Here is a 24359-nt window from a genome sequence, read left to right as displayed (position 1 = left end):
CCGCGGCGCCTCCTCGACCGGCGCGTTGAGGCACGCCGCCAGTGCCAGCCCGAGCACGTCGCGCGTCTGCGCCGGATCGATCACGCCGTCGTCCCACAGCCGCGCCGTGGCATAGTACGGATTGCCCTCGTCCTCGTATTTCTGCCGCACCGGCGCCTTGAAGGCCTCGGCCTCGTCCGCCGTCCACGTCGCGGCCTCGCGGTGGACCGTGGCGAGCACCGCCGCGGCCTGCTCGCCCCCCATGACGCTGATCCGGCTGTTGGGCCAGCTGAACAGGAAACGCGGGCCATAGGCGCGGCCGCACATGCCGTAATTGCCCGCGCCGAAGCTGCCGCCGATCAGCAGCGTCAGTTTGGGTACGCTGGCGGTCGCCACCGCGGTGACGAGCTTGGCGCCGTGCTTCGCGATCCCCTCGGCCTCATATTTGCCGCCGACCATAAAGCCCGAGATGTTCTGCAGGAACAGCAGGGGCACGCGGCGCTGGCACGCCAGCTCGATGAAGTGCGCGCCCTTCTGCGCGCTCTCGGAGAAAAGCACGCCGTTGTTTGCCAGGATTGCCACCGGCATGCCGTGAAGGTGCGCGAAGCCGCACACCAGGCTGCTGCCGAACAGCGGCTTGAACTCATGAAAGCGCGACCCGTCGACCAGTCGCGCGATCACCTCGCGCACCTCATAGGGCGCGCGCACGTCTTGCGGCACGATCCCGTACAGCTCCTCCGCCGGATAAAGCGGCGTCGCCGGTGACGCGAGATTGACCGTCGGCACCGGCGGCGGAGGCAATGTGGCGATGATGTCGCGCACGATCGTCAGCGCGTGAAGATCATCCTCGGCGACATGGTCGACCACGCCCGAGCGCCGGCCATGCGTATCGGCGCCGCCGAGCTCCTCGGCACTGATCTCCTCACCCGTCGCCGCTTTCACCAGCGGCGGGCCGGCGAGGAAGATCGTCCCCTGCCCGCGCACGATCACCGTCTCGTCCGACATGGCGGGAACATAGGCGCCGCCCGCGGTGCAACTGCCCATGACGCACGCCACCTGCGCGATGCCGCGCGCCGACATCTGCGCTTGGTTGAAGAAGATCCGGCCGAAATGATCGCGGTCGGGGAAGACCTCGGCCTGGTGCGGCAGATTGGCGCCGCCCGAATCCACGAGGTAGACGCAGGGCAGCCGGCTCTCGAGCGCGATCTCCTGCGCCCGCAGGTGCTTCTTGACGGTGAGCGGATAATAGGTCCCGCCCTTCACCGTGGCGTCATTGGCGACGATCAGCACCTGCCGGCCCGAGACGGTACCGACGCCGCAGATCAGCCCCGCGCCGGGCACCTCGTCGCCGTAGAGGCCGCCCGCGGCGAGCTGGCCGATCTCCAGGAACGCCGCGCCTGGGTCGAGCAGCCGCTCGACCCGGTCGCGCGGCAGCAGCTTGCCGCGCGCGGTGTGGCGCTCGCGCGACGCCGCGCTGCCGCCCAGCGCCGCCGCGGCGACACGCGTGCGCAGCTCGGCGGCGAGCGCGCGATGGTGCGCGTCGTTGGTGCGGAAGCGGTCGTCGTCGCGCGCGAGCGTCGAGCCGAGGACGGGCGCGCTCACTGCGCCACCGGCTCGGTCGCGCCGACCAGCTCGCGCCCGATCAGCATGCGGCGGATCTCGTTGGTGCCCGCGCCGATGTCGAGCAACTTGGCGTCGCGCATGAAGCGCTCGACCGGCCAATCCTTGGTATAGCCAGCGCCGCCGAGCGCCTGCACCGCCTCGCCCGCGACGCGGAAGGCGCTCTCCGAGGCGAGCAGGATCGCGCCCGCGGCATCGAAGCGCGTGGTCCGCCCCGCGTCGCAGCTGCGCGCCACGGCATAGACATAGGCGCGCGCCGAGTTGAGCGCGACATACATGTCCGCCACCTTGGCCTGCATCAGCTGGAAGCTGCCGATCGCGCGGCCGAATTGACGGCGCTCGCGCAGGTACGGCAGCACCGTGTCGAGGCACGCCTGCATGATGCCGAGTTGGATGCCCGCCAGCACGGTACGCTCATAATCCAGCCCGCTCATCAGGATGCCGACGCCGCCGTTGAGCGGCCCCATCACGTTGGCGTCGGGCACCTCGCAGTCGGTGAACACCAGCTCGGCGGTGGGCGAGCCGCGCATCCCCATCTTGTCGATCTTCTGCCCGATCGCGAAGCCAGGCATGTCCTTCTCGATCAGGAAGGTGGTGATGCCGCGGCTGCCCTCGCCGGTTTTGGCATAGACCACCAGCGTGTCGGCGTGCGTGGCGTTAGTGATCCAGAACTTGGTCCCGTTGAGCACCCAGCCGCGGTCGCTGCGCCGCGCAGCCAGCTTCATCGAAACGACATCCGAGCCCGCCCCCGCCTCGGACATGGCGAGGCTGCCGACATGCTCGCCCGAGATCAGCTTGGGCAGGAAGCGCGCCTTCTGCTCGGGATCGGCCCAGCGGCGGATCTGGTTGACGCAGAGATTGGAATGCGCGCCGTAGGAGAGGCCGATCGAGGCCGAGGCACGCGCCACCTCTTCCTGCGCGACGACATGCTCGAGATAGCCGAGCCCGAGCCCGCCGTCCGCCTCGTCCACCGTGATGCCGTGAAGGCCGAGCTCGCCCATCGCGGGCCAGAGCTCGTCGCGCGGGAACCAGTCCTCGCCGTCGATCCGCGCCGAAAGCGGAGCGATCCTGTCCGCGGCGAAGCGGCGGGTCGCGTCGCGGATCATCTCGGCGTTCTCGCCCAGCGCGAAGTCGAAATCGGGCGTCATGGCCGCATCCTCTACCATTCTATGGAGCGCGTCTGCCTCTTCGTCCCCTGGCGAAGGCCGAGCTCCAGGTGGGACGCCGGCATGAAAGCCAGTGACGTTCGCAACTGGGGCTGGCTCTGGCCCGGATGACGAGAAGGGGTTTTGACCCGTCTCTTATCGCCGCCAGCATAACCCCGCGACCGCGCTATCCCAAGTTGAAGCGCGCGAACACATCTCATAGATGGCATCTATGATTGATCGCTACCTGCTGCGCTATTTCCTGGCGGTCGTCGATCAAGGCACCTTCTCGCGCGGGGCGTCACACTGCCGGGTGACGCAGCCGACGCTCTCGGTGGGGATTGCCAAGTTGGAAACGTTGCTCGGCCAGCCGCTGTTCGAGCGCAGCAGCCGCCGCGTCGCGCTGACCCCCGCGGGTGCACGGCTGGCCGAGCACGCGCGTCGCATCGAGGCGGGGTTCGTCGCAGCCGAGCAGGCGGTGAGCGAGGCGCCCGCGGCCAAGCTGATCCGGCTCGGCCTGTGCGCCACGCTGCCCGACGCCTGGGTCGAGGAAGCGTTGCGCGCCGCCGCGGTCGCTGGCGAGCGGCTCGAGCTGGTCGAGGGCCGCGCCGGGGAGCTGCGTGCCGCGCTCGATCGCGGCCGGGTCGACGCGATCGTCGCGCCGCTCGACGCCGCGCTGCCGCATCGCGCCTTGTTCGAGGAGCCTTATGCGATGGCCTTTGCGCGCGACCATCCGCTCGCGGCACGGCCGAGCGTTGAGGCGGAGGAACTCGCCGCCGAGCCGATGGTGGTGCGACGCCATTGCGAGATGCTCGCCGAGACCAGCCGCTTCTTCACCGCGCGCGGAATCCGCCCGTTCATGGCGGCGCGGACTCATAGTGACTCGCGCGCGCTCGCTTATGTCCGCGCTGGCCTCGCGACGACCTTACTCCCCGCCTGCTACGCCGATCCGGCGCTCGCGCTGGTGCCGCTCGCCGGCTTCGACCAGCGCCGCACCGTCGCGCTCTGTTTCGCGCCCGACAGCCGCACGCGCGCCGAGGGGAGCGTCGCACTCGCTCGCATCGGCGATCGTCTGGCCGACCTCGGCGGCGCAGCGGCGGCGTTTACCATTAATTATCCGACTTCGCCCTAAGCGCCTGCCGCTACGGCGCACGCGCCGCATGGGGGAATGTCTATCTATGCCGAAGTCCGCGTTCCTGCTTTCGGCGGCGGTGCTCGCCGGCCTCGCCGTACCCGCCGCAGCGCAGAACCTGCGCGGATCCGCCGCCGACGCCAAGCCGAGCGACGCGAAAGCAGGCGATTCGCCCAACACTGCCGACATCGTCGTCACCGCGACGCGCCGCTCCGAGCGGCTGTCGAACGTGCCGATCGCGGTCTCAGCGTTCGGCCAGGCCGCGCTGCAGAACTCGGGTGCCACCGATATCCGGCAAATGACTCAGATCGCCCCGTCGCTGCTGGTCTCCTCGACCGGCTCGGAGGCGAACGCCGCCGCACGCATCCGCGGCATCGGCACCGTCGGCGACAATCCTGGCCTGGAGAGCTCGGTCGCGGTCTTCATCGACGGCATCTATCGCAGCCGCACCGGCGCCGGGCTCAACGACCTCGGCGAGATCGAACGGATTGAGGTGCTGCGCGGCCCGCAGGGAACGCTGTCGGGACGTAACTCCTCGGCCGGCGCGATCAGCATCTACACCAAGTTGCCCGAGTTCAAGTTCGGCGGTTTCGCGGAGGCGACCTACGGCAATTACGACGCGGTGCGCCTGTCGGGCGCGCTGACCGGTCCGGTGATCAAGGACCTGCTCGCCTTCCGCGTCGACGGCGTCTTCTCGAAGCGCGACGGCTTCCTGCGCGACGTCGTGAACGACACCGATTACAACAACCGCGATCGCTATTTCGTCCGCGGTCAGCTGCTCTTCACCGTCACCCCCGACCTCGCGATCCGGCTGATCGGCGACTACACGCACCGCGACGAGAAATGCTGCGGCGCGGTCTATGTCGGCACCGCCGAGACGACCGACCCCACCCCGGGGGTTGCCGGCGATTTCGCCTTCAATCCCAACGGCAACCGCATCACCGCGGTGCTGCGCAGCCTCGGCGGCGTGCTGCCGAGCGAGGGTGACCCGTACAACCGCAAGGTGGCCTTCACCCCCGGCCGCGACTATTCCAATCTCACCACGGACGGCGGCATCTCGGCGCGTGTGCGCTGGAACATCGGCGCGACCCAGCTCACCTCGCTGACCGCCTATCGCGAATATAAGTCGGCCGGCGCGGCCGACATTGATTACGGCAACGTCGACATCGGCTACCGCCCCGACGACGGCAACAATTACCGCCGCTTCAAGACCTTCACGCACGAGAGCCGGTTCTCGGGCTCGATCCTGGGCAACAAGCTCGACTGGCTGATCGGCGGCTATTACGCGCACGAGGACCTCGAGGTCGTCGACAATCTCCGCTTCGGCACGCAATACGGCGCCTTCGCCGCATGCCGCATCGTCGCGACGATCAACCCGCTTGCGGCGCTGCGCAACCCCGCCAACCCGGGCTGCCTCAGCGCGGTCGGGCGCGGCGCGCTGACGGGCGCCGTCGGCACGCAAATCATCGGCGGGATCGATCGGCTAAGCCGCCTCAACGATCTCGGCAGCCTGCGCGACGTCTACGCCCAGACCAGCGAGAACTGGGCGTTCTTCACGCACAACATCTACAAGCTGACCGACCGGCTCAACGTCACGCTCGGACTGCGCTACACGCACGAGAGCAAGACGCTCGCCGCCGCGTTCAACAACAACAACACGATCTGCCCGGCGCAGCAGGCCGCGCTGGCACCGCTGCTGCGCAGCACCAATGCCACGGTCCAGTCGCTCGCCGCCGGCATCATCACCCTGACCTGCACCGGCAACTCGACCTCGGCGCTGACCGGCGTCGGGCTGAACGACCGCTTCAAGGAAGGCCAGATCACCGGCACCGGCGTGGTGTCGTGGAAGCCGGTCGACAGCACGCTTGTCTACGCGTCCTACGCGCGCGGCTATAAGGCCGGCGGCTACAATCTCGATCGCTCGGACCTCAGTGCGACGGTGTTCGCGACGCCGTCGGCGGCGAATGCGAGCAACCTCCGCTTCGACCCCGAGACGGTGAACGCCTATGAGCTTGGGCTCAAGTATAGCGCGCACCAGATCACCGCCAATGTCGCGCTGTATCGCTCGGAGTTCGCCAACTTCCAGCTCAACACCTTCAATGGCACCAATTATATCGTGCAGAATATCGGCGGGTGCGACCAGCCGTTGAACGGTGCCGATCACGACAACAACTCGGCGACGGGCGCCTGTACGGGCAAGGTCGGCAAGGGCGTGGTCACCCAGGGCGTCGAGCTCGAGCTCGGTCTCTACCCGGCACCGGATGTCACGGTGAACCTCGGCTACACGCTCGCCGACGCCAAATATCAGCGCGATCTCGTCGGCAGCAAGTCCGGCGAGCCGCTCAACGCGGCGCTGTTCCTGCTGCCGGGGAGCCAGATGTCGAACGCCCCCAAGCACACCATCACCAGCGCGGTGACGTGGAGCCCGGCGCTGGGTGGCGGCGGGCTGACCGGCCTGTTCTACGTCGATGGCCGCCTGACGAGCGATTACAACACTGGCTCAGATCTATACGTCGAGAAGGCGCAGGACGGCTTCTTCGTGATGAACGCGCGTCTCGGCGTGCGCGGCCCCGAGCAGCGCTGGGCGGTCGAGCTCTGGGCGCAGAACCTGCTCGACGCCGATTACCAGCAGGTGGCTTTTAACCTGCCGTTTCAGGGCGCGGGCAGCCGCTCGCAGGTGCAGGCGTTCGGCGCGCCCTCCTTTGCGACCGGCAACGCGTTGTTCGGCGCCTTCCTGGCCGAACCACGCACCTATGGCGTGACGTTGCGCTCGCGCTTCTGAGCCGTGCGGTGCGGGTCAGGCGCAGATCGCCTGATCCGCGCCGCCGCCCGTGACCTCAACGCGCATAGGCATAGGGTCCGCCGCGTTCGAGCGCGCGCTGATAGGCGCGCCGCGCATGAATCTTCGCGAGCCACGCCACGGTCGCCGGCCGCGACTCACCCAATCCGGCGCGATGACGCGCCGCCTCGAGCGGAAAGCTCATCATGATGTCTGCCGCGGTGAAGGCCTCACCCGCGAACCACGGCCGCTGCGCCAGCTCCGCCTCGACGAAATCGAGGTGTCGGTCGATCATCGGTTGCACTCGCGCGACCGCGCGCTTGCCGATCAGCGGCAGTCGCGAGAGCACCAGCTTGAGCAGCAGCGGCGGCATCATCGACCCCTCGGCATAATGGAGCCAGAAGCGATAGCGCAGCGCGTCGTCGCGCTTTGCCGGCGCGCCGAGCTTGCCGTCGGCACGATCGACAAGATACTCGACGATCGCCCCGGTCTCGGCGACGACGCGGCCGCCCTCGCCTGGCCCGACGCCGTCGCGGTCCTCGATCACCGGCGACTTGCCGAGCGGATGGACGCGGCGCAACTCGGGCGGCGCGAGCATCGTCTTTGGATCGCGCGCGTAACGTTCCACCTCATAGGCGAGCCCGAGTTCCTCGAGCAGCCACAGCACCCGCTGCGAGCGCGAGTTCTCGAGATGGTGGACGACGATCGTCATGACGGCTCCCCTGCCCGCGCGACCCAGACCCAGATCGCTGCCGTGAACGCGACCGCGCCGTCGCGGATCCGCGGCGCGAGCGCCGCCTCGATGCGACGTTCGATCGCCGCTCGCTCGTCCGGCGCCGCTGCGGCGAGCACGGCCGCGGCGGGACCGATCCGGCGGAAGAAGGCGAGCGCGTCGGCGATCGGATCGTCACCCGCGCCGACCACGTAGCGGACATCATGGCGGGTAGCCGTCGCGTCGACCCAGCCCGCAGCGGCGAGCACGTTCTCCGTCAGCGCTCGATCCGCCAGCCCGAACGGTCCTGGGGCATAGGCGCCGGTGCATGGAGGTGAGACGCCGAGCGCGGCGTCGAGCGCGGCCGCCCAGTCGTTCTCCTCGCGCGTCCGAAAACACGAGAAGACGAGCGGCGCGCCGGGCCGCGCCGCGCGGGCCATCGACGTGAAGGAGGTGACGGGCGCGTCGAAGAACATCACGCCGTGGCGCGAGACGATGAGGTCGAGCGGCGCGAGCGTCGGCAACAATGCGGCGGCGTCACCGACGAGAAAGTCGACCCCGCGATCGCCATCGTCGCGCCCGAGGGTGTGACGAGCGAGGAGGGCGGCACGACTCCGTGCGATCGCCGCGAGCGGCGCGGCGAGGTCGAGCCCTGTCACGCACAGCCCCGGACGCGCCGCGGCGAGCGCCAGCGCGGTGCTTCCGACGCCGCAGCCGACGTCCGCCGCGCGCCCGTTCTCCGGCGCGATCGAGATGATCGCCTCATCCAGGACCTTGGCGATATGGGCGAAGGCGCGCTCGGTGCGCTCCCATTCCGCCGCCCAGATCGCCCCGACGCGAGCGCCCCAATCCGCGCCCGAGGTCATCTGCCAGCCTCTCGCGCCCTGCGATTGGAAGGTCGCCGTCGAGACGGGTGCCTAATCATCAGCCGATGGCCCACAGCAGATTGCCCGACCCGCCGTTCGCACGATCGCCGCTCGCGCTCCGCTGGATGACCGAGCGGCTCAGACGTCGTCGTCCTCGCTCGGCCCGGCCATCATGCCGTCAGCGACCTGCTCGGTGCGCGCGCGGATCGCCTTCTCCAGCCGCTGCATCATCTCGGGATTCTCGCGTAGGAAGTTCTTGGAGTTCTCGCGCCCCTGTCCGATCCGGACCGAGTCATAGGAAAACCAGGCGCCCGATTTCTCCACCAGCCCGGCTTTCACCCCGATGTCGAGGATCTCGCCGATCTTGGAGATGCCCTCGCCGTACATGATGTCGAACTCGACCTGCTTGAACGGCGGCGCAACCTTGTTCTTGACCACCTTTACGCGAGTGGCATTGCCGATCACCTCTTCGCGGTCCTTGATCGCACCGGTACGCCGGATGTCGAGTCGTACCGAGGCGTAGAATTTCAGCGCATTACCGCCCGTCGTCGTCTCCGGGTTGCCGTACATGACACCGATCTTCATGCGCAGCTGGTTGATGAAGATCACCATGCAACGCGAGCGGCTGATCGAGCCGGTGAGCTTGCGCAGCGACTGCGACATCAGCCGTGCCTGCAGGCCGACGTGACTATCGCCCATCTCGCCCTCGATTTCGGCGCGCGGTACCAGCGCGGCGACCGAATCGACCACCAGCACGTCGATCGCGTTCGAGCGCACCAGCGTGTCGACGATCTCGAGCGCCTGCTCGCCGGTGTCGGGCTGCGATACGATCAGCTCGTCGATGTTGACGCCCAGCTTCTTGGCATAGACCGGGTCGAGCGCGTGTTCGGCGTCGACGAAGGCGGCGGTGCCGCCGTTCTTCTGCGCCTCGGCGATGACGTGGAGCGCCAGCGTCGTCTTGCCCGAGCTCTCCGGGCCGTACACCTCGATCACGCGGCCGCGCGGCAGCCCGCCGACGCCCAGCGCGATATCGAGCCCGAGCGAGCCGGTCGAGATCGCCTCGACCTGCATCGTCTCCTTCTGCCCGAGCTTCATCGCCGAGCCCTTGCCGAAGGCGCGGTCGATCTGTGCCAGCGCGGCGTCGAGTGCCTTCTGACGGTCTGCGTTCGCGGTAGCCATGCCGGTATCGATCACCTGAAGTTTGGCGGCCATTGCCGTGGAGCCTTTCGCTAGAGCAACCGCGCGTCGCGTTCAACGCACCGCGATGATGTATTCTCTTTGTTCCCTGAGAACAAGTAGAGAACTCTACCGGGATATCAAGCCTTGTCGTGATAGTGCGCTACGTCGGCGGCATAGCGTGCTTGGCCGAACATATCCTCGAAGGCGGCGTCGGGCGACTCGTCCAGCGAGTCGTCAAGCGTGCGTTTGAGCAGCCACAGCGCGGCCTCATCATTGCGCACGATATCGTCGGTCAGCCTGGTCGCGTCGCTGATCATGCCACCGCGGTCGCGAGCTGCCACCAAGCCGGATGCTGCGCGGCGATCGCGGCTGCGGCGGCATCGCGCGTCGCACCGTCGTCGAACAGCGCGAAACAGGTGGCGCCGGAGCCGGACATGCGCGTCAGGATCACGCCCGCCTGCTGCCCCAGCGCTTCGAGCAGATGGCGCACCGCGGGCGCGATCGCCTCCGCGGCGGGCTGGAGATCGTTGCGCCCAGCCAGCGCCAGCGCCAGCGTGCCGCCTTCCCCGATCGCGCCGCGGTCGACGCCGTCCCAGCGCGCGAACACCGCCGCGGTGGAGACCTTCTCGAGCGGATTGACGAGCAGCGCCGGGCAGTCGTCCAGCCCCGCGGTCGGCACCAGATCGTCGCCCCGCCCCGTGCCCAGCGCAGCGCGACCGAGCAGGCAGGCAGGCACGTCGGCACCGAGCACGCGCGCGACCGCGTCCAACCGGGCGTCGTCCCTGCCGACGCCATGGCGCCGGGCGAGCGCGCGCAGCGTCGCCGCGGCGTCGGCCGAGCCGCCGCCGATCCCCGAGGCGATGGGCAGCCTTTTGTCGAGCGAGATCGCGTAGCACTCGTCCACGCCGAAGGCCGTCCGAAAGGCGGCGAGCGCGCGGACGACGAGGTTGTCGGCATCGTCGCCGATCGCCGCGGCGAATGGTCCGGTCACGGACAAGCTGTCGCGCTCGGCCGGCGCCAGCGTCACGACGTCGCCGTCACGCGCGAAGGCGAACAGCGTCTCGAGCGCGTGGTAGCCGTCGGCGCGGCGCGCGCGGACGTGAAGCGCCAGGTTAAGCTTGGCCGGCGCCGGCTCGACCAGCACGATCGTGTCGATTGTCGTCGCGCTCACCGCAGCGCCTCGATCCCGCGCGCGATCTTGGCGTCGAGCCGGACGGCGTCGTCGGCATCGGCGATCTGGCGCGCCGCGGTCCAGGCATAGCGCGCCTCGTAGCGCCGCCCCGCCGTCCAATAGGCGTCGCCGAGATGCTCCGCGATCTCGGCGTTGGCGGGATCGCCGAGCGCGGCGCGTTCGAGCAGCGGCAATGCGCGCGCGCGCTGGCCGCGCACCAGCAGCGCCCAGCCGAGCGAGTCGGCGATCGCGGCGTCGTCGGGCTTCAGCGCGGCCGCGCGTTCGAGCAGCTTCTGCGCGTCGCCCAGCCGCTCGCGCCGCTGCACCAGCGCATAGCCGAGATAGTTGAGCGCGAGCGGCTCGCTCGGCCCCAGCTTGACCGCTCGCTCCAGCGCGGGACGCGCCTGATCCCAGCGCTTCGCCTCGTCGAGCGCGGCGCCATATTGCAGCCAGTCGGCCCAGTCGGCAGCAGCGCCGGCGCGCTCGATCAGCCGCCGGTACAGCGGCACCGCCTCGTCGGGGCGGCCGAGCCGGACGTTCAGGTCGGCCAGCCGCTGCACGTCGTCGGTCGAGGCGCCGGGGGCGGCGCCCAGCACGCGCGCCGCGGCGAGCGCCTCGGCGTCGCGACCGTCCTCGGCGAGCAGCTGGACCCGCCCCGTCGCCGCGATCGGCGCGTACAGGCTGGTCGGCGGCACCGCGTCGAGCACCGCCAGCGCGTGGTCGACCGCATCGTCGCGCGCGAGCACGCCCGCGAGCAGCACCCGCGCCCGGTCGTTGCCCGGCTCGGCGCGCAGCGCGGCCTGGAGCAGCGTGTAGGTGAGCGGGCCGGGCGCGCCGACCGCCAGGTCCGAGGCGACGCGCGTGAACAGATAGGAGGCGCCGAACGCCAGCGACGGCTTGGCGGCGTAGCGCTTGGCCAGCGTGGGGTCGGTCGCCGCTGCGCGCAGCATCGCGATCGCCGACTCGCCGCCCGCGGCCAGCAACTGCGCCGTCGCCTGCCCCTCGCCGCGACCGAGCAGCAGCCGCGCGGCGGCGACGCGATGATCCTGGCTGGCGAGGTCGTTGCCGAGCAGCGGTCGCAGCGCGGCCTCGCCGTCCACCACCTTGCCGGTGGCGATCAAAAGCAGCGCGCGGGTCTCCTCGACGAAGCGGCGCGACACCGCGTCGGCGGGCGCGCGCGCAAGCGGCGTGAACGGGTCGCCGCCGGTGTCGAGCGCGGCCCAGGCGGCGAGCGGCGCGGCGAGGATGCGGAGCTGGTCGTCGCGCAAACGCGCGATGGCGGCGCCGGCGGCGACCCGGTCACCGGTCCGCGCGGCGCGGGCGAGCGCGAGCAAGGCGGCGTCGGCGGGGGCAACGCCCTGATCGGCGAGCGACGCCGCGGCGCGATCGGCGAGCGCGAGATCACCCGCGCGCACCGCCTCGCGATAGGCACGCACCGCAATCACCGCATTGTCGGGAGCGGCGGCGAGCGCGCGCGCATAGTCGCTGGTAGCGGCGGCGACCTCGCCATCGGCCGCGGCGGCACGCGCCTTCATGTACGCGCCGAGATCGCCCGTGGCGGCCGCCGCGGCGCCGGGCACGAGCAGCACCAGCAGCGCGGCGGAGGCGAGACCGGAATGGCTGAACCGCATGACCCGCTGTCGCGGCTCGGGCGCGGTCGCGTCAACCCCGGCGGTCGGGTTTATTGCGCGCGGCGGGGATGGCGGCAGGATGGTGGGCAAGCGGCGTGCTTTTCGCCTCCGTCATCCCCGACTTGGTGGGACCAGTGCGACACGCTTCGTCATCCCGGACTTTACTCCGTCCCCATCGTTCCCGCAGGCACCGAGCGTTGTGTCTTCGGCGAGGATAGATCTCGGCTGAAGTCCGAGAAGACGGTAGCTGGCGGCACGAGCGCGCGTCGAACCCTCACGCTCCTCACATGTTCGGATAGTTCGGCCCGCCGCCGCCCTCGGGCACGACCCAGTTGATGTTCTGCGTCGGGTCCTTGATGTCGCAGGTCTTGCAGTGGACGCAATTCTGCGCGTTGATCACGAACTTGGGTTCGCCGACCTCCTCGCCGACGATCTCGTAAACGCCTGCCGGGCAGTAGCGCTGCGCGGGCTCGTCGTAGAGCGGCAGGTCGTAGGCGACCGGGATGGTCGGGTCCTTGAGCGTGAGGTGGACCGGCTGGTCCTCCTCGTGATTGGTGTTCGACAGGAACACCGAGGAGAGCCGGTCGAAGGTCAGCACGCCGTCGGGCTTGGGATAGTCGATCCTCTTGACCAGGTCCTTGCGCCACAGCGTCTCATGATCGGGATGGTGGTGGAGCGTGAACGGCAGGCGGAGCCCGAGATATTCGAGCCACATCGTCACGCCGGCCAGTCCCGAGCCGATCAGGTCGCCGAAGCGCTTCACCAGCGGGACGACGTTGCGGACGATTGACAGCTCCTTCTTCACCCAGCTGCGCTCGAACGCCTCGGGGTAAGCGACCAGTTCGTCACTCCCGCGCTGCGAGACGATCGCGTCGACCGCGGCCTCAGCGGCGAGCATGCCCGTCTTCATCGCGGTGTGGGTGCCCTTGATCCGCGGCACGTTGAGGAAGCCCGCGCTGTCGCCGATCAACGCCCCGCCGGGGAAAACCAGCTTGGGAATGGACTGGAGTCCGCCGTCGTTGATCGCGCGCGCGCCGTAGCTCACCCGCTTGCCTCCCTTGAGCAGCGCCGCGACCGCCGGGTGCGTCTTCCAGCGCTGCATCTCCTGGAACGGCGAGACATAGGGGTTGCTGTAGTTGAGCCAGGTGACGAAGCCGATGCTCACCTGCCCGTTGGCCTGGTGGTAGATCCAGCCGCCGCCGTTCGACCCGGTCTCGCTGAGCGGCCAGCCCTGCGTGTGAACGACCTTGCCCGGCGTGTGCAGTTCGGGATCGATGTCCCACAATTCCTTGACGCCGAGGCCATAGACCTGCGGGTCACAGTCGCGTCGCAGGTCGAACAGCCGCATCAGCTCCTTCGACAGGTGTCCGCGACATCCCTCTGAAAAAAAGGTGTATTTAGCATGCAGCTCGAGCCCTGGCTGATAGTCGGGCTTGTGCGTGCCGTCGCGCGCCACGCCCATGTCGCCGGTAGCGACGCCCTTGACGCTGCCGTCGTCGTGGAAGAGGATCTCGGCCGCGGCGAAGCCGGGGAAGATCTCGACGCCCAGCTCCTCGGCCTTGCCCGAGAGCCAGCGGCACAGATTGCCGAGCGAGCCGGTGTAAGTGCCCTTGTTATGGAGGAAGGGCGGCGTCCAGAGGTGCGGCAGGGTGAGCTTGCCCGTGCGGGTGAGCACCCAATGCAGGTTCTCGGTAACCGGCACCTCGGCCAGCGGGCAGCCCTGCTCGCGCCAGTCGGGCAGCAGCTCGTCGAGCGACTGCGGGTCGATGACGGCGCCGGAAAGGATGTGCGCGCCGACCTCCGATCCCTTCTCGAGCACGCAGACCGATACGTCGGCCCCTTTCTCCGCCGCGACCTGCTTGAGCCGGATCGCCGCCGACAGGCCCGCCGGCCCGGCGCCGACGATGACCACGTCATAGGGCATGGACTCGCGTTCGCTCACGTCATCTTCTCCTCGGGAGCGCCCGGCGCCGCATCCCCGCGGGCACTCGTCGTACCGTCGCAACGGCTGATCGGGCCGGCGGTGCCAGAAAGTTGACGCTCACGTCAACCGCGATCCTATGATGCGTTTATGGGGGCTGATCAGAATCACGACTGGGCCAAGATCGCGGCGAGCGCGCTCGACTGGTGGCGCGAAGCGGGGGTAGACACGCTCGTCGAGGACGCCCCGTTCGATTGGCTCGCCCCGATCGAGACCCCCGCGCCGTCCGGCCTTTTCTCCCCCGTCGCGCCCGCGAGTGCGCCAGTCCCTGCCTCCGCCGCGCTGCCCGATACGCACGAGGCGTTCGCGACGTGGCGGCTCGGCGAGGACGCGCCCGAAGCGCGCTGGGGCGGCGTTGCGATAGCCGCGAGTGGGCCGGGTAACGCCGAGTTGATGGTGTTCGTCGATTGCCCAGAGCGCGACGACCGCGAGACACTGCTGGAGGGCGAAACCGGGCGTTTGTTCGATCGGATGCTCGCCGCCATCGGTCGCTCGCGCGCGGATACTGCGCTCGCCTCGGTCTGCACCCGCCGTCCCACCACCGGCCGCGTGCCGCGCGACATCGCCGACCGGCTCGGCGAGATCGCACGCCATCATGTCGCACTCGCGGCGCCGAAACGGCTGCTGGCGATGGGCGATGCGGCGAGCCGTGCGCTGCTGGCGATGAGTGTCGCTGACGCGCAGGGACGTACGCACATGATTAACCATAAGCAGGGCAACATCACGCGCGTCGTGGCGACCCATCACCCGCGCTTCCTGCTGGATCGCCCCGCGGCCAAAGCCGAGACTTGGAGGGACTTGTTGATGCTTACCGGGGAGATCGCGTCATGAGCCCGCGCCGCGCCGCGCTGGCCGCCGCCGCCGCGCTCGTCGCCGCCGCTCTCCCAACCATGCCCTCGGCGGCCCCCGCCCCCGCCCCGGTCGCGCCGCCGGTGACGGTCGCGACCGCTCACACCGCCGGCATCCCGGCGCAGCTCACCCCCGAACAGCGCAGTGGCTATCGCGCGGTGTTCGCTGCGATCCGCGACGAGCGCTGGAGCGACGCGCAGATCACGCTCGACACGATGGCGAGCGGGCCGCTCCACGCTTATGCGCGCGCGGAGCTCGTGCTCGCCAAGGGCTCGCCACGAGTCAGCGACGAGGCGCTGACCCGGCTGATCGCGGAGGCGCCCGAGCTGCCCCAGGCCGAGGCGCTGATGCGGCTGGCGAGCGCGCGCGGCTTCACCGACCTGCCGCTGCTGCCGAGCGCGCAGCGGCTGATCTGGCAGGATGGCGCGCCCGCGCGCGTCCGCGCCCGCGCCACCCGCAGCGACCAGGTCGCCGCCGATCTCGCGCAGCGCATGCAGCCCTTTGTAAAGGCCGACATGGGCTCCGAGGCGCAGGCGCTGCTCGAATCGACCGACGGCCTCTCGCCCGAGGCCGAGACCGAGTGGCAGGCGCGTATTGCCTGGATCTACTTTCTCCAGGGGCTCGACCCGCAGGCGCGCACGATGGCGGTCAAGGCGGCGGCGGGCAGCGGCGAGTGGGCGCTCCACGGCCGCTGGACCGAGGCACTGTCGGCGTGGCGCCAGCACGACTGCGCCGCGACCCAGGTGGATTTCGAGAATGTCGCCGCGCGCGCCACCGACACCGACCTGCGCGCCACCGCACTTTATTGGGCGGCACGCTCGGACATGGCGTGCGGCCGGCCCGACCGCGTCGAGGCGCGGCTCCGGGCCGCGGCGCAGTTCAAGGAGACCTTCTACGGGCTGCTCGCGCGGCAGGCGCTCGGGCTGCCGGTGGATCGGGTTCGACCCGAGCTGGTGAGCGAGGAATGGGCGCGGCTTGAGCGTCGTCCTAATGTGCGTGTCGCGGCCGCGCTCGCCGAACTGGGCGAGAACGAGCGCGCCGATGCGGTGGTCCGCCAACAGGCGCGGATCGGCGATCCCTCCGAATTCGGCAGTCTCGTCCATATCAGCGAGACGCTCGACCTGCCCGCCACCACCGTGTGGCTCGCGCACAACATGCCACAGGGCGCGGTCGCGACCGCCGACACACGCTATCCGATGCCCAATTGGACGCCGGACACCGGCTGGCGCATCGACAAGGCGCTCGTCTACGCGCACACGCTCCAGGAGTCGGGCTTCCGCAACAAGGTGCGCAGCCCCGCCGGCGCATTCGGGCTGATGCAGATCATGCCTGCCGCGGCGACCGACTATATGCGCGAGCGCGGCGTCGCGATCGACCAGGACGCGTTGGCCCGCCCCTCAACCAACATCGACATCGGCCAACGCCATATCGAGAAGCTGCGCGACATGGGGCTTACCGGCGGACTGCTGCCCAAGGTGATCGCCGCCTATAATGCCGGCCCCAAGCCGGTCGGCGAGTGGAACGCGCTGGTGCGCGACGGCGGCGACCCGTTGCTCTATATCGAGAGCATCCCCTTCTGGGAGACGCGCGGCTATGTCGTGACGGTGCTGCGCAATTATTGGATGTATGAGTCGCTTGGCGGCAAGGCCAAGAGCCCAAGCCGGGTCGCCTTGGCGCAGGGCATGTGGCCGCGCTTTCCCGGCCTGCCCGGCGACAGCGCAGTACGGATGACCTCGTCATCGCCCGTGACGGCGATCGCGATCAACGGGACGGTCGCAGCGCAATCAACGACCCACGCCGAGCGATGAGCCTCGACCCCACGCGCACCTTTGTACCGGTGCGCATCGCGGTGCTCACCGTCTCCGACACGCGCGGGCTGGCGGAGGACCGGTCGGGCGACGCCTTGGTGGCGCGGCTGAAGGAGGCAGGGCATGTGCTCGCCGAGCGCGCCATTCTGCGCGATGACGTCGCCTTGATCGTGGCGCAGCTCGACCGCTGGATCGAGGAGGCTTCGATCGATTGCATCATCACCACCGGCGGCACCGGCGTGACCGGGCGCGACGTCACCCCCGAGGCGATCGAGCGCGTGGCCGACAAGATGATCCCCGGCTTCGGCGAGCTGTTCCGCTGGTTGAGCTATCAAACGATCGGCACTTCGACGGTGCAGAGCCGCGCCTGCGCTTGTGTCGCTCGCGGCACCTATGTCTTCGCACTGCCCGGCTCGACCGGCGCGGTAAAGGATGCTTGGGACGGCATTCTCGCGAGCCAGCTCGATAGTCGCCATCGCCCCTGCAATTTCGTCGAGCTGATGCCGCGGTTGACCGAGCGCTGAGCGGCAGCTTCTTGCAAAGTGTTAACCCCCGGCAACTGCCGCGAGTTCATGCCCGTCCGGATCGGTGAAGTGGAAGCGCCGCCCGCCGGGAAAGGCGAAGATCGGCCGGGTCACTCGTCCGCCAGCGGCCGATACGGCTGCGAGCGCCGCCTCCAAATCGTCGACCGCGATGACGGGCAGCGCGACCGCCGTCGTTTCCGCCGGATCCGCCTGGAAGCCGATATCGGTGTCGCCGCTGGTGGTCGCCGCATAGGTCGGGCCATAGTCCGCAAACGACCAACCGAACGCCGCACCGTAAAAAGCCTTGGCGCGTGCCGTGTCGACGACGGGCAGTTCCAGATAGTTCAGCCGTGCCATGAAGCCTCCGATCATGTTCTTGCTATGTTCTACACGGTCGCTTAGATTGCCGCAATGGCCGATCGCACGCCAAGAGCCGTTCGCGGCGCCACGCTGAACGCGGTCAGCATGCGCTTCAACCTGCCGCAGGCGGAGGACGACGGCGACTGGCTCGACTCGCGCGCGACAATCGACGGCGCCCCCGCTCCGGCGCGTACTACCGTCACGGTCGAGCGCGCGCGCACGATCATCACGCGCAACCAGTCTCCCGACGTGCCGTTCGACCGCTCGATCAACCCTTATCGCGGCTGCGAACACGGCTGCATCTACTGCTTCGCACGACCGAGCCACGCCTTCCACGACCTCTCGCCCGGGCTCGACTTCGAGACCCAGCTCTTCGCCAAGCCCGATGCCGCAGCGCTGCTCCGCGCCGAGCTCGGCAAGCGCGACTATCGCTGCGCGCCGATCGCGATGGGCACCAACACCGATCCTTATCAGCCGATCGAGCGCGAGTGGCGCGTCACGCGCGCGGTGATCGAGGTGCTCGCCGCGTGCGACCACCCGCTGGTGATCACCACCAAGTCGGACCGGGTCACGCGGGACCTCGATCTGCTCGCGCCAATGGCCGCCAAGGGGCTGGTGGCGGTGGCGATCTCGGTTACCTCGCTCGACCCGCGCGTGGCGATGACGGTCGAGCCGCGCGCGCCCGCGGCGGCGCGCCGGCTCGCCGCGGTACGGCAGCTCAGCGACGCAGGAATACCGACCTACGTTAACATGGCGCCGATCATTCCCGCGATCACCGACGATGAAGTGGAAGCGGTGGTCGCCGCCAGCGCCGCGGCGGGCGCGCTGGGCGTCTCGTACATACCAGTGCGGCTGCCGTGGGAGGTGGCGCCGCTGTTCCGCGCCTGGCTCGACGAACATTATCCCGATCGTGCCGCCAAGGTGATGGCGATCATCCAAAGCCTGCGCGGCGGCAAGGACAATGACCCGCGCTTCGGCGAGCGGATGCGCGGACAGGGTCCGTGGGCCGAGCTGCTGCGCACGCGCTTCCGCATCGCCCGCGCACGCGCCGGCTTCAGCGACGAGCGGCGTCTACTCAACCTTCGCTGCGACCTGTTCCGCGCACCAGCGGGGGCGCAGGGGGAGCTGTTCTGAAGCGCACCTTCGTCGTGCCGGGTCCGCGATCGGCAATATGGGTGCGTGGGCGCAGAGCCAACGTGATCGCGAGAGCGGGTTGCTCTCACCCACCCATCATCCCGAACGTGGTAAGGGATCCAGTCCTCCGCGAGAGCAACACCTGCCGAGAAGGCGGGATCCCGGACCTGTTCCGGGATGACGGCGGGGAGTGGAAGACAGCATCCAGCAGACACTACAGCCCCAGCCGCCCGCGGCTCGACAACAGCCGTCCCTGCGCCCTCACCGCGGGGGCAAAGGAGCCGAGGCCGGGCGGCTCAGGCATGTCGACGTAGATCGCCTCCATCCCGCCGCGCGCCGAGTACGCCTCGTGCCAGAAGCCGTTGCCGTGGCGGTCGGCCAGGAACGCGCGCCACCAGCCGCTGTGCGGATCGGAGCGGGTGAAGATCTCAAGGCTCTCGAGGTCGCGCCAATATTGCCGTATGCCGACATGGTTCCAGGCATAGAGCCCGCCGTCGCTGTGGAGCAGCCCGTCGGGCGGCGAGCGCCGGAGCTCTGCGAGCCCGCGCCCGATCGAAAGGAAGGAGGGCACCCCCCGCAGCGCGCCGACCCGAAAGCCGAGCAGCACCATCACCATGTCGGGCCATTCCGACACGTCCACCGTCACGCGTCGCGCTACCTTGGCTTGCATCATCGCCTCCGTCGTTTACACCGTACACCTAGCGCGCCACGTGTACGGTGTAAACAGATGAGCGTCTCTGCCAGCCTTCGCGATCAACTGCTCGACCATGCCGAGGCGATGCTCGAGGCCGGCGAGAGCGAGCCCGGCATCCGCGCGCTGGCGCGCGCCGCGGGTGTGTCGGCGATGGCCCCCTATCGCCATTTCGGCGACAAGGCCGCGCTGCTCGCCGCGGTCACCGAGCGCGGCTTTGCCACACTCGCCGCGCGCCTCGCCGCGGCGGACGCTGAGGAGAGCGACGCGGAGCGACTGATCGCGCAGGGCCTCGCCTATGTCGCCTTCGCGCGCGCCCACCCCGCTCTGTTCCGCCTGATGTTCGCGCGGCCGATGGAGCGCGAGCAAGCGCCCGAGAAGACGCGTGAGAACGCGCCTGCCTTCGCCATCCTGGCCGACCGTGTCGCCGCACTGGCGGGCAGCGGTGCGGCGGACGCTACGCTGGGCTGCTGGGCGATTGTCCACGGCCTCGCCACGCTCGCGCTCGACTCGCGCGTCGACGCCCCTCCTGCGCAAGTGCGCGCGGTGCTCGCGCTCTACGTCGCCGGGATCAGCCGACCGACTTGAGCCGCGTTTCCTCGATGTCGAACTCGACCTTGGTGACGCCGGGCAGATGCTCGATCCGCTCCGCCAGCTCGGCGTCCAGCGCGAAGTCACGACCGAGGATCACGGTCGCCTGCTCGTCGCCGACAAGCGGCACCTTAAGCGTCACCTTGCCCCGCGCGCCGCGCAAGTCGCCGATCAGCGCGACCAGCCCAGCCACGGCCGCGGCGTCGCTGACATGGACGTCGAGGGCGAACCGCGTCGACGAGGCCAGCCCCTCGAAGGGGCGAATTGCCTTCACCGTGACACGCGGCGTTTCCTCACCCGGCCGCCGGTCGAGCTCGACCGTCGCCAACCCGCAGCCGCCGTTGCGCGCGGCCTCTTCCAAGTCGGCGGCGGGGCCGTCGTCGAAACAGGTGGCGACGAACTGCCCGGTCGAGTCGGACAGCGTCGCCATCATGTAGCGCTTGCCACGCGCGGAGGTGCGCCAGCGCGCGTCCTCGACCAGCACCGCCATCGTCGCCATCACGCGCGCGCCGTCGGCGATCGGCAGCTCGCCCAGCGCGACATAGCTGCGCGCGCCGTGCGTCTTGGCGAGGTGGCGATAGCGGTCGACCGGGTGGGCCGAGAAATAGAAGCCGAACGCCTCTTTCTCCTGCTCCATCCGCTCGGCGAGCGACCAGCGCGCATCGGGGAGCTTGATCGTGTCGCCCGCTCCCGCGTCATCGCCGAACAGCCCGCCCTGCCCGCTGGCGCGTCCCTCGTGCGTGCGCGCCGCGATCGCGAGCATCGTCTCGGCGACGCCATGGACCCCGGCGCGGCTGGGCTCGAGCGAGTCGAACGCGCCCCCTGCCGCGAGGGTCTCGAGCTGGCGCTTGTTGAGCAGCCGCGGGTCGACCCGCGTGGCGAGATCGTCGAGGCTGCGGAAGGCGCCCGCGCTCGTCCGCTCCTCGCACAGCCGCTCCATCGCGCCCTCGCCGACCGACTTGAGCGCGGCGAGCGCGTAGCGGACAGAAGGCACGCCTTCGCCGTCGACCTCGACGTCGAACTCCGCGGCGCTGGCGTTGATGCACGGCGGCAGCAGCCCCACACCGAGCCGGCGCATGTCATCGACGAAGATCGCCAGCTTGTCGGTGAGGTGGAGATCGTAGCACATCGAGGCGGCGAAGAACTCGGCCGGGTGATGCGCTTTGAGCCAGGCGGTCTGATAGGCGAGCAGCGCATAGGCCGCGGCGTGGCTCTTGTTGAAGCCATAGCCGGCAAACTTGTCGATCAAGTCGAACAGCTGGTTGGCATATTCCTTCCTGATGCCGTTATGCTCGGCGCAGCCGGCGACGAAGGTGGCGCGCTGCGCATCCATCTCCGCCTTGATCTTCTTGCCCATCGCGCGGCGCAGCAGGTCGGCGCCGCCGAGCGAATAGCCGGCGAGAATCTGCGCCGCCTGCATCACCTGCTCCTGATAGACGAAGATCCCGTAGGTCTCCTTCAGGATCGGCTCGAGCAGGGGGTGAGGATAAGTAATCTCCTCGGTGCCTTGCTTGCGCCGGCCGAACGACGGGATGTTGTCCATCGGGCCGGGGCGGTAAAGCGAGACGAGCGCGACGATGTCGCCGAAGTTGGTCGGCCGCACCGCCGAGAGCGTGCGCCGCATCCCCTCGGATTCGAGCTGGAACACGCCGACCGTGTCGCCGCGCTGGAGGAGCTTGTAGACGCCCTCGTCGTCCCACAGCAACGCGTCGAGATCGACCTCGATCCCGCGCTTGGCCAGCAGCTGGACCGCCTTCTTGAGCACCGACAGCGTCTTGAGCCCGAGGAAGTCGAACTTCACCAGCCCGGCGCCCTCAACATATTTCATGTCGAACTGGGTCACCGGCATGTCCGAGCGCGGGTCGCGGTAGAGCGGGACGAGCTGCGCCAGCGGCCGGTCGCCGATCACCACGCCCGCGGCATGGGTCGACGAGTGGCGCGGCAGGCCCTCCAGCTTCATCGCGAGGTCGAGTAGGCGGCGCACCTCATTGTCGTTCGCATATTCGCGCGCCAGCTCGGAGACACCGTTGAGCGCGCGGTCGAGCGTCCACGGGTCGGTCGGGTGGTTGGGGACGAGCTTGGCGAGCCGGTCGACCTGGCCGTAGCTCATCTGCAGCACGCGCCCGGTGTCCTTGAGCACCGCGCGCGCCTTGAGCTTTCCGAAGGTGATGATCTGCGCGACCTGATCGCGGCCGTATTTCTCCTGGACGTAGCGGATCACCTCGCCGCGGCGCGTTTCGCAAAAGTCGATGTCGAAGTCGGGCATCGACACGCGTTCGGGGTTGAGGAAGCGTTCGAACAGCAGCCCCAGCTTGATCGGATCGAGGTCGGTGATGGTCAGCGCCCAGGCCACCGCCGAGCCCGCGCCCGAGCCGCGCCCCGGCCCCACCGGGATGTCGTGCGCCTTCGCCCATTGGATGAAGTCGGCGACGATCAGGAAATAGCCTGGGAAGCCCATCTGGATGATGACGTCTAGCTCGAACTCGAGCCGCTGCTGGTAGGTCTCCTGCCAGTCGGGCTCGGCGGGCGCCTGGCCGAGCGCGACGATCCGCTCGATCCGTGCCGCCAGCCCCTCGCGTGCGCGGTCCCGCAGCATCGTCGCTTCGCCCTCGCGGTCGCCGGCGAGGCTGGGAAGGATCGGCTTGCGCTTGGGCGCGGCGACCGCGCAGCGCTGCGCCACCACCAGGGTGTTGGCGATCGCCTCGGGCAGGTCGGCGAACAGCGCCCGCAACGCTTCCGCAGGCTTCATCCAGGCGTGGCCGCAGCTCTTCGGGCGATCGTCGCTCTCCAGGTAGCTGGAGCTGGCGATGCACAGCATGGCGTCGTGCGCGGCACCGAAATCAGCCTCCTCGAAGCAGCTCGGATTGGTCGCAACGATCGGCCATCCGCGTTCGTAGGCGAGATCGAGCAGCGGAGCCTCAGCGCGCTCCTCGATCGCGTCATCGCGGCGACACAGCTCGACGTAGAGCCGATCGCCGAAGGTGGCGTGAAGCCGCTCGGCATAGGCGATCGCGCGCGCGGGCTGGTCCTCGGCGAAGAGCCGCGCGACAGCGCCCTCGCCGCCCGCGGTGAGCGCGATCAGCCCGGCGGCGTGACGCTCGAGCAGCTCAAAGCCGACGTGCGGCGCCAGCTCCAGCGGGCGGTCGAGATGCGCGTGGCTGACCAGCGCGCAGAGGTTGTCGTAGCCCGTCTCGTCCTGCGCGTAGAGCGCGATCCAGTCGACTACCGTGGCGGCGCCCTCAGGCATGTCGGGGCGCGCGATGCCCAGCATCGTGCCGATCACCGGCTGGACACCCGCGCCCTTGGCAGCGTCGGAGAAGGCCATGGCGGCATAGAGGCCGTTGCGGTCGGTGAGAGCGGCCGCGGGGAAACCGAGCTTGGCGGCGCGCTTGGCGATCGCCTTTGGCTCGATCGCGCCGTCGAGCATGGTGTAGCTGGAGAAGATGCGGAGCGGCACGAAGCCCGAATGTGGCATCGCTCCTAGCTAGGCCTCCCTACCCGATTCGGCCAGCGCCCGCACGACGGCCGGAACCGCACCCGCGCCGGCCCGTTCGCCAGCGCAGAAGGAGGACCGACATGACCGACATCCGGGGTTCGGGACGGACAATGGGCGCCGGCTGGGGCTGGATCATGTCTTATGGCGTGGTCTCGGTGCTGGTGGGTGTCGCCGCGATCGTCTGGCCCTATGTGGCGACCTATGCCGCGACGGTGGTGATCGGCGCGCTGTTCTTCGTCGCGGGTGTATTCTCGATCGCGGCCGGCGTGTTCGGCCACGGCAGCGAGAGCCGGATCTACGCGCTGCTGTTCGGCCTGCTCTCGGTTGTGGTCGGCGCGATCATGGTGTCCGAGCCGATCACCGGCGCGGTGTCGCTGACGCTGATGGTGGCGGTGTGGCTCGGCGTGCGCGGGGTCCTCGAGGTGATCGCGGGAACGCGGATGCGCCGGCGGCGTGTCATGATGATCGTGCTGGGCGTGATCAACCTGCTGCTGGCGCTGTTCATCCTACTGACCGTGCCGTGGTCCGCGCTGACGCTGCCGGGCTATGTGCTGGGGATTAGTTTCCTGTTCGGCGGCGTGACCGCGATCGCCGCGGCGAGCGACCACCGCAGCGGCGCGAGCGCCTTTGCAGTGCCGGAGGAGATGGTGCAGCAGTGAGGACTCGTGGCGCGGCCCCTCTTCTCGTTGAGGGCGGCGCCGCTGGAGATGC

20 protein-coding genes are annotated in these 24359 nt (G+C 69.3%); 8 read left to right on the top strand and 12 right to left on the bottom strand.

Features of this window, described 5'->3' with window-relative positions; translation table 11 throughout:
- On the bottom strand, window positions 1-1581 hold a 1581-nt coding region (locus tag QBJ89_RS04965; protein WP_277979421.1), incomplete at its 3' end, for a carboxyl transferase domain-containing protein.
- Window positions 1578-2747 carry an acyl-CoA dehydrogenase family protein gene (locus QBJ89_RS04960; protein ID WP_277979420.1) on the bottom strand — a complete coding sequence of 390 codons (1170 nt, stop codon included), beginning with the start codon at window positions 2745-2747 and terminating at the stop codon, window positions 1578-1580. The genes QBJ89_RS04960 and QBJ89_RS04965, both read right to left, overlap by 4 nt.
- Window positions 2748-2976: 229 nt before the next feature.
- On the opposite strand from QBJ89_RS04960, the gene QBJ89_RS04955 reads away from it, so the two are divergent.
- Together QBJ89_RS04955 and QBJ89_RS04950 are read left to right on the top strand one after the other, a co-directional pair.
- Window positions 2977-3876: a LysR family transcriptional regulator gene (locus tag QBJ89_RS04955; RefSeq protein WP_277979419.1), complete on the top strand. Its 900-nt coding sequence runs from the start codon at window positions 2977-2979 to the stop codon at window positions 3874-3876.
- A gap of 46 nt (window positions 3877-3922) precedes the next feature.
- Window positions 3923-6658 (top strand): TonB-dependent receptor, encoded by a 2736-nt coding sequence (locus tag QBJ89_RS04950; RefSeq protein ID WP_277979418.1) that lies wholly within the window; start codon window positions 3923-3925, stop codon window positions 6656-6658.
- Between the two features lie 55 nt (window positions 6659-6713).
- Here QBJ89_RS04950 and QBJ89_RS04945 read toward each other — a convergent pair whose 3' ends face one another.
- The 7 genes from QBJ89_RS04945 to QBJ89_RS04915 form a co-directional block, all read right to left on the bottom strand.
- Window positions 6714-7367 carry a glutathione S-transferase family protein gene (locus QBJ89_RS04945; RefSeq protein WP_277979417.1) on the bottom strand — a complete coding sequence of 218 codons (654 nt, stop codon included), beginning with the start codon at window positions 7365-7367 and terminating at the stop codon, window positions 6714-6716.
- Window positions 7364-8233: a class I SAM-dependent methyltransferase gene (locus QBJ89_RS04940; protein WP_277979416.1), complete on the bottom strand. Its 870-nt coding sequence runs from the start codon at window positions 8231-8233 to the stop codon at window positions 7364-7366. The genes QBJ89_RS04945 and QBJ89_RS04940 overlap by 4 nt, the downstream gene beginning before the upstream one ends.
- Window positions 8234-8371: 138 nt before the next feature.
- Window positions 8372-9445, bottom strand: a complete 1074-nt coding sequence (gene recA, locus QBJ89_RS04935; RefSeq protein ID WP_277979415.1) for a recombinase RecA — start codon at window positions 9443-9445, stop codon at window positions 8372-8374.
- A gap of 104 nt (window positions 9446-9549) precedes the next feature.
- The gene (locus QBJ89_RS04930; protein ID WP_277979414.1) at window positions 9550-9729 is read right to left on the bottom strand and encodes a hypothetical protein; all 180 of its coding nucleotides are present in this window, start codon (window positions 9727-9729) and stop codon (window positions 9550-9552) included.
- Window positions 9726-10583: a 4-(cytidine 5'-diphospho)-2-C-methyl-D-erythritol kinase gene (locus tag QBJ89_RS04925; protein ID WP_431522505.1), complete on the bottom strand. Its 858-nt coding sequence runs from the start codon at window positions 10581-10583 to the stop codon at window positions 9726-9728. Before QBJ89_RS04925 ends, QBJ89_RS04930 begins: the two co-directional genes overlap by 4 nt.
- Window positions 10580-12304 carry a tetratricopeptide repeat protein gene (locus QBJ89_RS04920; RefSeq protein WP_277979413.1) on the bottom strand — a complete coding sequence of 575 codons (1725 nt, stop codon included), beginning with the start codon at window positions 12302-12304 and terminating at the stop codon, window positions 10580-10582. The genes QBJ89_RS04925 and QBJ89_RS04920 overlap by 4 nt, the downstream gene beginning before the upstream one ends.
- A 193-nt stretch (window positions 12305-12497) precedes the next feature.
- Complete coding sequence (locus QBJ89_RS04915; RefSeq protein WP_277979412.1) at window positions 12498-14156, bottom strand: electron transfer flavoprotein-ubiquinone oxidoreductase; 1659 nt, start codon at window positions 14154-14156, stop codon at window positions 12498-12500.
- A gap of 129 nt (window positions 14157-14285) precedes the next feature.
- On the opposite strand from QBJ89_RS04915, the gene QBJ89_RS04910 reads away from it, so the two are divergent.
- Genes QBJ89_RS04910 through moaB form a run of 3 tightly spaced genes read left to right on the top strand, consistent with a single transcriptional unit; the run spans window position 14286 to window position 17376 of the window.
- Window positions 14286-15026, top strand: coding sequence for a uracil-DNA glycosylase family protein (locus QBJ89_RS04910; RefSeq protein WP_277979411.1), 741 nt, complete (start codon window positions 14286-14288; stop codon window positions 15024-15026).
- The gene (locus QBJ89_RS04905; RefSeq protein ID WP_277979410.1) at window positions 15023-16852 is read left to right on the top strand and encodes a lytic transglycosylase domain-containing protein; all 1830 of its coding nucleotides are present in this window, start codon (window positions 15023-15025) and stop codon (window positions 16850-16852) included. Before QBJ89_RS04910 ends, QBJ89_RS04905 begins: the two co-directional genes overlap by 4 nt.
- The gene (moaB, locus tag QBJ89_RS04900; RefSeq protein WP_277979409.1) at window positions 16849-17376 is read left to right on the top strand and encodes a molybdenum cofactor biosynthesis protein B; all 528 of its coding nucleotides are present in this window, start codon (window positions 16849-16851) and stop codon (window positions 17374-17376) included. Before QBJ89_RS04905 ends, moaB begins: the two co-directional genes overlap by 4 nt.
- A gap of 21 nt (window positions 17377-17397) precedes the next feature.
- On the opposite strand, the gene QBJ89_RS04895 is transcribed toward moaB, so the two are convergent.
- Window positions 17398-17733, bottom strand: a complete 336-nt coding sequence (locus QBJ89_RS04895; RefSeq protein ID WP_277979408.1) for a VOC family protein — start codon at window positions 17731-17733, stop codon at window positions 17398-17400.
- Window positions 17734-17787: 54 nt separating this feature from the next.
- Between QBJ89_RS04895 and QBJ89_RS04890 the strand changes: the two genes are divergently transcribed.
- Window positions 17788-18870, top strand: coding sequence for a PA0069 family radical SAM protein (locus tag QBJ89_RS04890; RefSeq protein WP_277979407.1), 1083 nt, complete (start codon window positions 17788-17790; stop codon window positions 18868-18870).
- A gap of 214 nt (window positions 18871-19084) precedes the next feature.
- Here QBJ89_RS04890 and QBJ89_RS04885 read toward each other — a convergent pair whose 3' ends face one another.
- Window positions 19085-19540 carry a monooxygenase family protein gene (locus QBJ89_RS04885; RefSeq protein WP_277979406.1) on the bottom strand — a complete coding sequence of 152 codons (456 nt, stop codon included), beginning with the start codon at window positions 19538-19540 and terminating at the stop codon, window positions 19085-19087.
- Window positions 19541-19597: 57 nt separating this feature from the next.
- On the opposite strand from QBJ89_RS04885, the gene QBJ89_RS04880 reads away from it, so the two are divergent.
- Window positions 19598-20149 (top strand): TetR/AcrR family transcriptional regulator, encoded by a 552-nt coding sequence (locus QBJ89_RS04880; RefSeq protein WP_277979405.1) that lies wholly within the window; start codon window positions 19598-19600, stop codon window positions 20147-20149.
- On the opposite strand, the gene dnaE is transcribed toward QBJ89_RS04880, so the two are convergent.
- Window positions 20133-23627, bottom strand: coding sequence for a DNA polymerase III subunit alpha (gene dnaE / locus QBJ89_RS04875; RefSeq protein ID WP_277979404.1), 3495 nt, complete (start codon window positions 23625-23627; stop codon window positions 20133-20135). The two genes, QBJ89_RS04880 and dnaE, sit on opposite strands and share 17 nt — an antisense overlap.
- Before the next feature lie 101 nt (window positions 23628-23728).
- Here dnaE and QBJ89_RS04870 point away from each other — a divergent pair, with 101 nt between their 5' ends.
- Window positions 23729-24307, top strand: coding sequence for an HdeD family acid-resistance protein (locus tag QBJ89_RS04870; protein WP_277979403.1), 579 nt, complete (start codon window positions 23729-23731; stop codon window positions 24305-24307).
- The last annotated feature ends 52 nt before the right edge of the window (window positions 24308-24359 follow it).

Source organism: Sphingomonas phyllosphaerae, assembly GCF_029623345.1.
In the GTDB taxonomy this organism is placed as follows: domain Bacteria; phylum Pseudomonadota; class Alphaproteobacteria; order Sphingomonadales; family Sphingomonadaceae; genus Sphingomonas; species Sphingomonas phyllosphaerae_C.
Note: the sequence above shows the minus strand (reverse complement) of the source record. Positions and strands in the feature narration are given on the sequence as shown.

What these genes read in the sequence shown, in the direction of transcription:
- QBJ89_RS04960 (WP_277979420.1), bottom strand. Translation starts at nt 2,747, where the DNA reads ATGACGCCCGATTTCGACTTCGCGCTGGGCGAGAACGCCGAGATGATC.
- dnaE (WP_277979404.1), bottom strand. Translation starts at nt 23,627, where the DNA reads ATGCCACATTCGGGCTTCGTGCCGCTCCGCATCTTCTCCAGCTACACC.
- QBJ89_RS04905 (WP_277979410.1), top strand. Translation starts at nt 15,023, where the DNA reads ATGAGCCCGCGCCGCGCCGCGCTGGCCGCCGCCGCCGCGCTCGTCGCC.
- QBJ89_RS04940 (WP_277979416.1), bottom strand. Translation starts at nt 8,233, where the DNA reads ATGACCTCGGGCGCGGATTGGGGCGCTCGCGTCGGGGCGATCTGGGCG.
- QBJ89_RS04890 (WP_277979407.1), top strand. Translation starts at nt 17,788, where the DNA reads ATGGCCGATCGCACGCCAAGAGCCGTTCGCGGCGCCACGCTGAACGCG.
- moaB (WP_277979409.1), top strand. Translation starts at nt 16,849, where the DNA reads ATGAGCCTCGACCCCACGCGCACCTTTGTACCGGTGCGCATCGCGGTG.
- recA (WP_277979415.1), bottom strand. Translation starts at nt 9,445, where the DNA reads ATGGCCGCCAAACTTCAGGTGATCGATACCGGCATGGCTACCGCGAAC.
- QBJ89_RS04885 (WP_277979406.1), bottom strand. Translation starts at nt 19,540, where the DNA reads ATGCAAGCCAAGGTAGCGCGACGCGTGACGGTGGACGTGTCGGAATGG.
- QBJ89_RS04945 (WP_277979417.1), bottom strand. Translation starts at nt 7,367, where the DNA reads ATGACGATCGTCGTCCACCATCTCGAGAACTCGCGCTCGCAGCGGGTG.
- QBJ89_RS04950 (WP_277979418.1), top strand. Translation starts at nt 3,923, where the DNA reads ATGCCGAAGTCCGCGTTCCTGCTTTCGGCGGCGGTGCTCGCCGGCCTC.
- QBJ89_RS04955 (WP_277979419.1), top strand. Translation starts at nt 2,977, where the DNA reads ATGATTGATCGCTACCTGCTGCGCTATTTCCTGGCGGTCGTCGATCAA.
- QBJ89_RS04870 (WP_277979403.1), top strand. Translation starts at nt 23,729, where the DNA reads ATGACCGACATCCGGGGTTCGGGACGGACAATGGGCGCCGGCTGGGGC.
- QBJ89_RS04930 (WP_277979414.1), bottom strand. Translation starts at nt 9,729, where the DNA reads ATGATCAGCGACGCGACCAGGCTGACCGACGATATCGTGCGCAATGAT.
- QBJ89_RS04895 (WP_277979408.1), bottom strand. Translation starts at nt 17,733, where the DNA reads ATGGCACGGCTGAACTATCTGGAACTGCCCGTCGTCGACACGGCACGC.
- QBJ89_RS04880 (WP_277979405.1), top strand. Translation starts at nt 19,598, where the DNA reads ATGAGCGTCTCTGCCAGCCTTCGCGATCAACTGCTCGACCATGCCGAG.
- QBJ89_RS04910 (WP_277979411.1), top strand. Translation starts at nt 14,286, where the DNA reads ATGGGGGCTGATCAGAATCACGACTGGGCCAAGATCGCGGCGAGCGCG.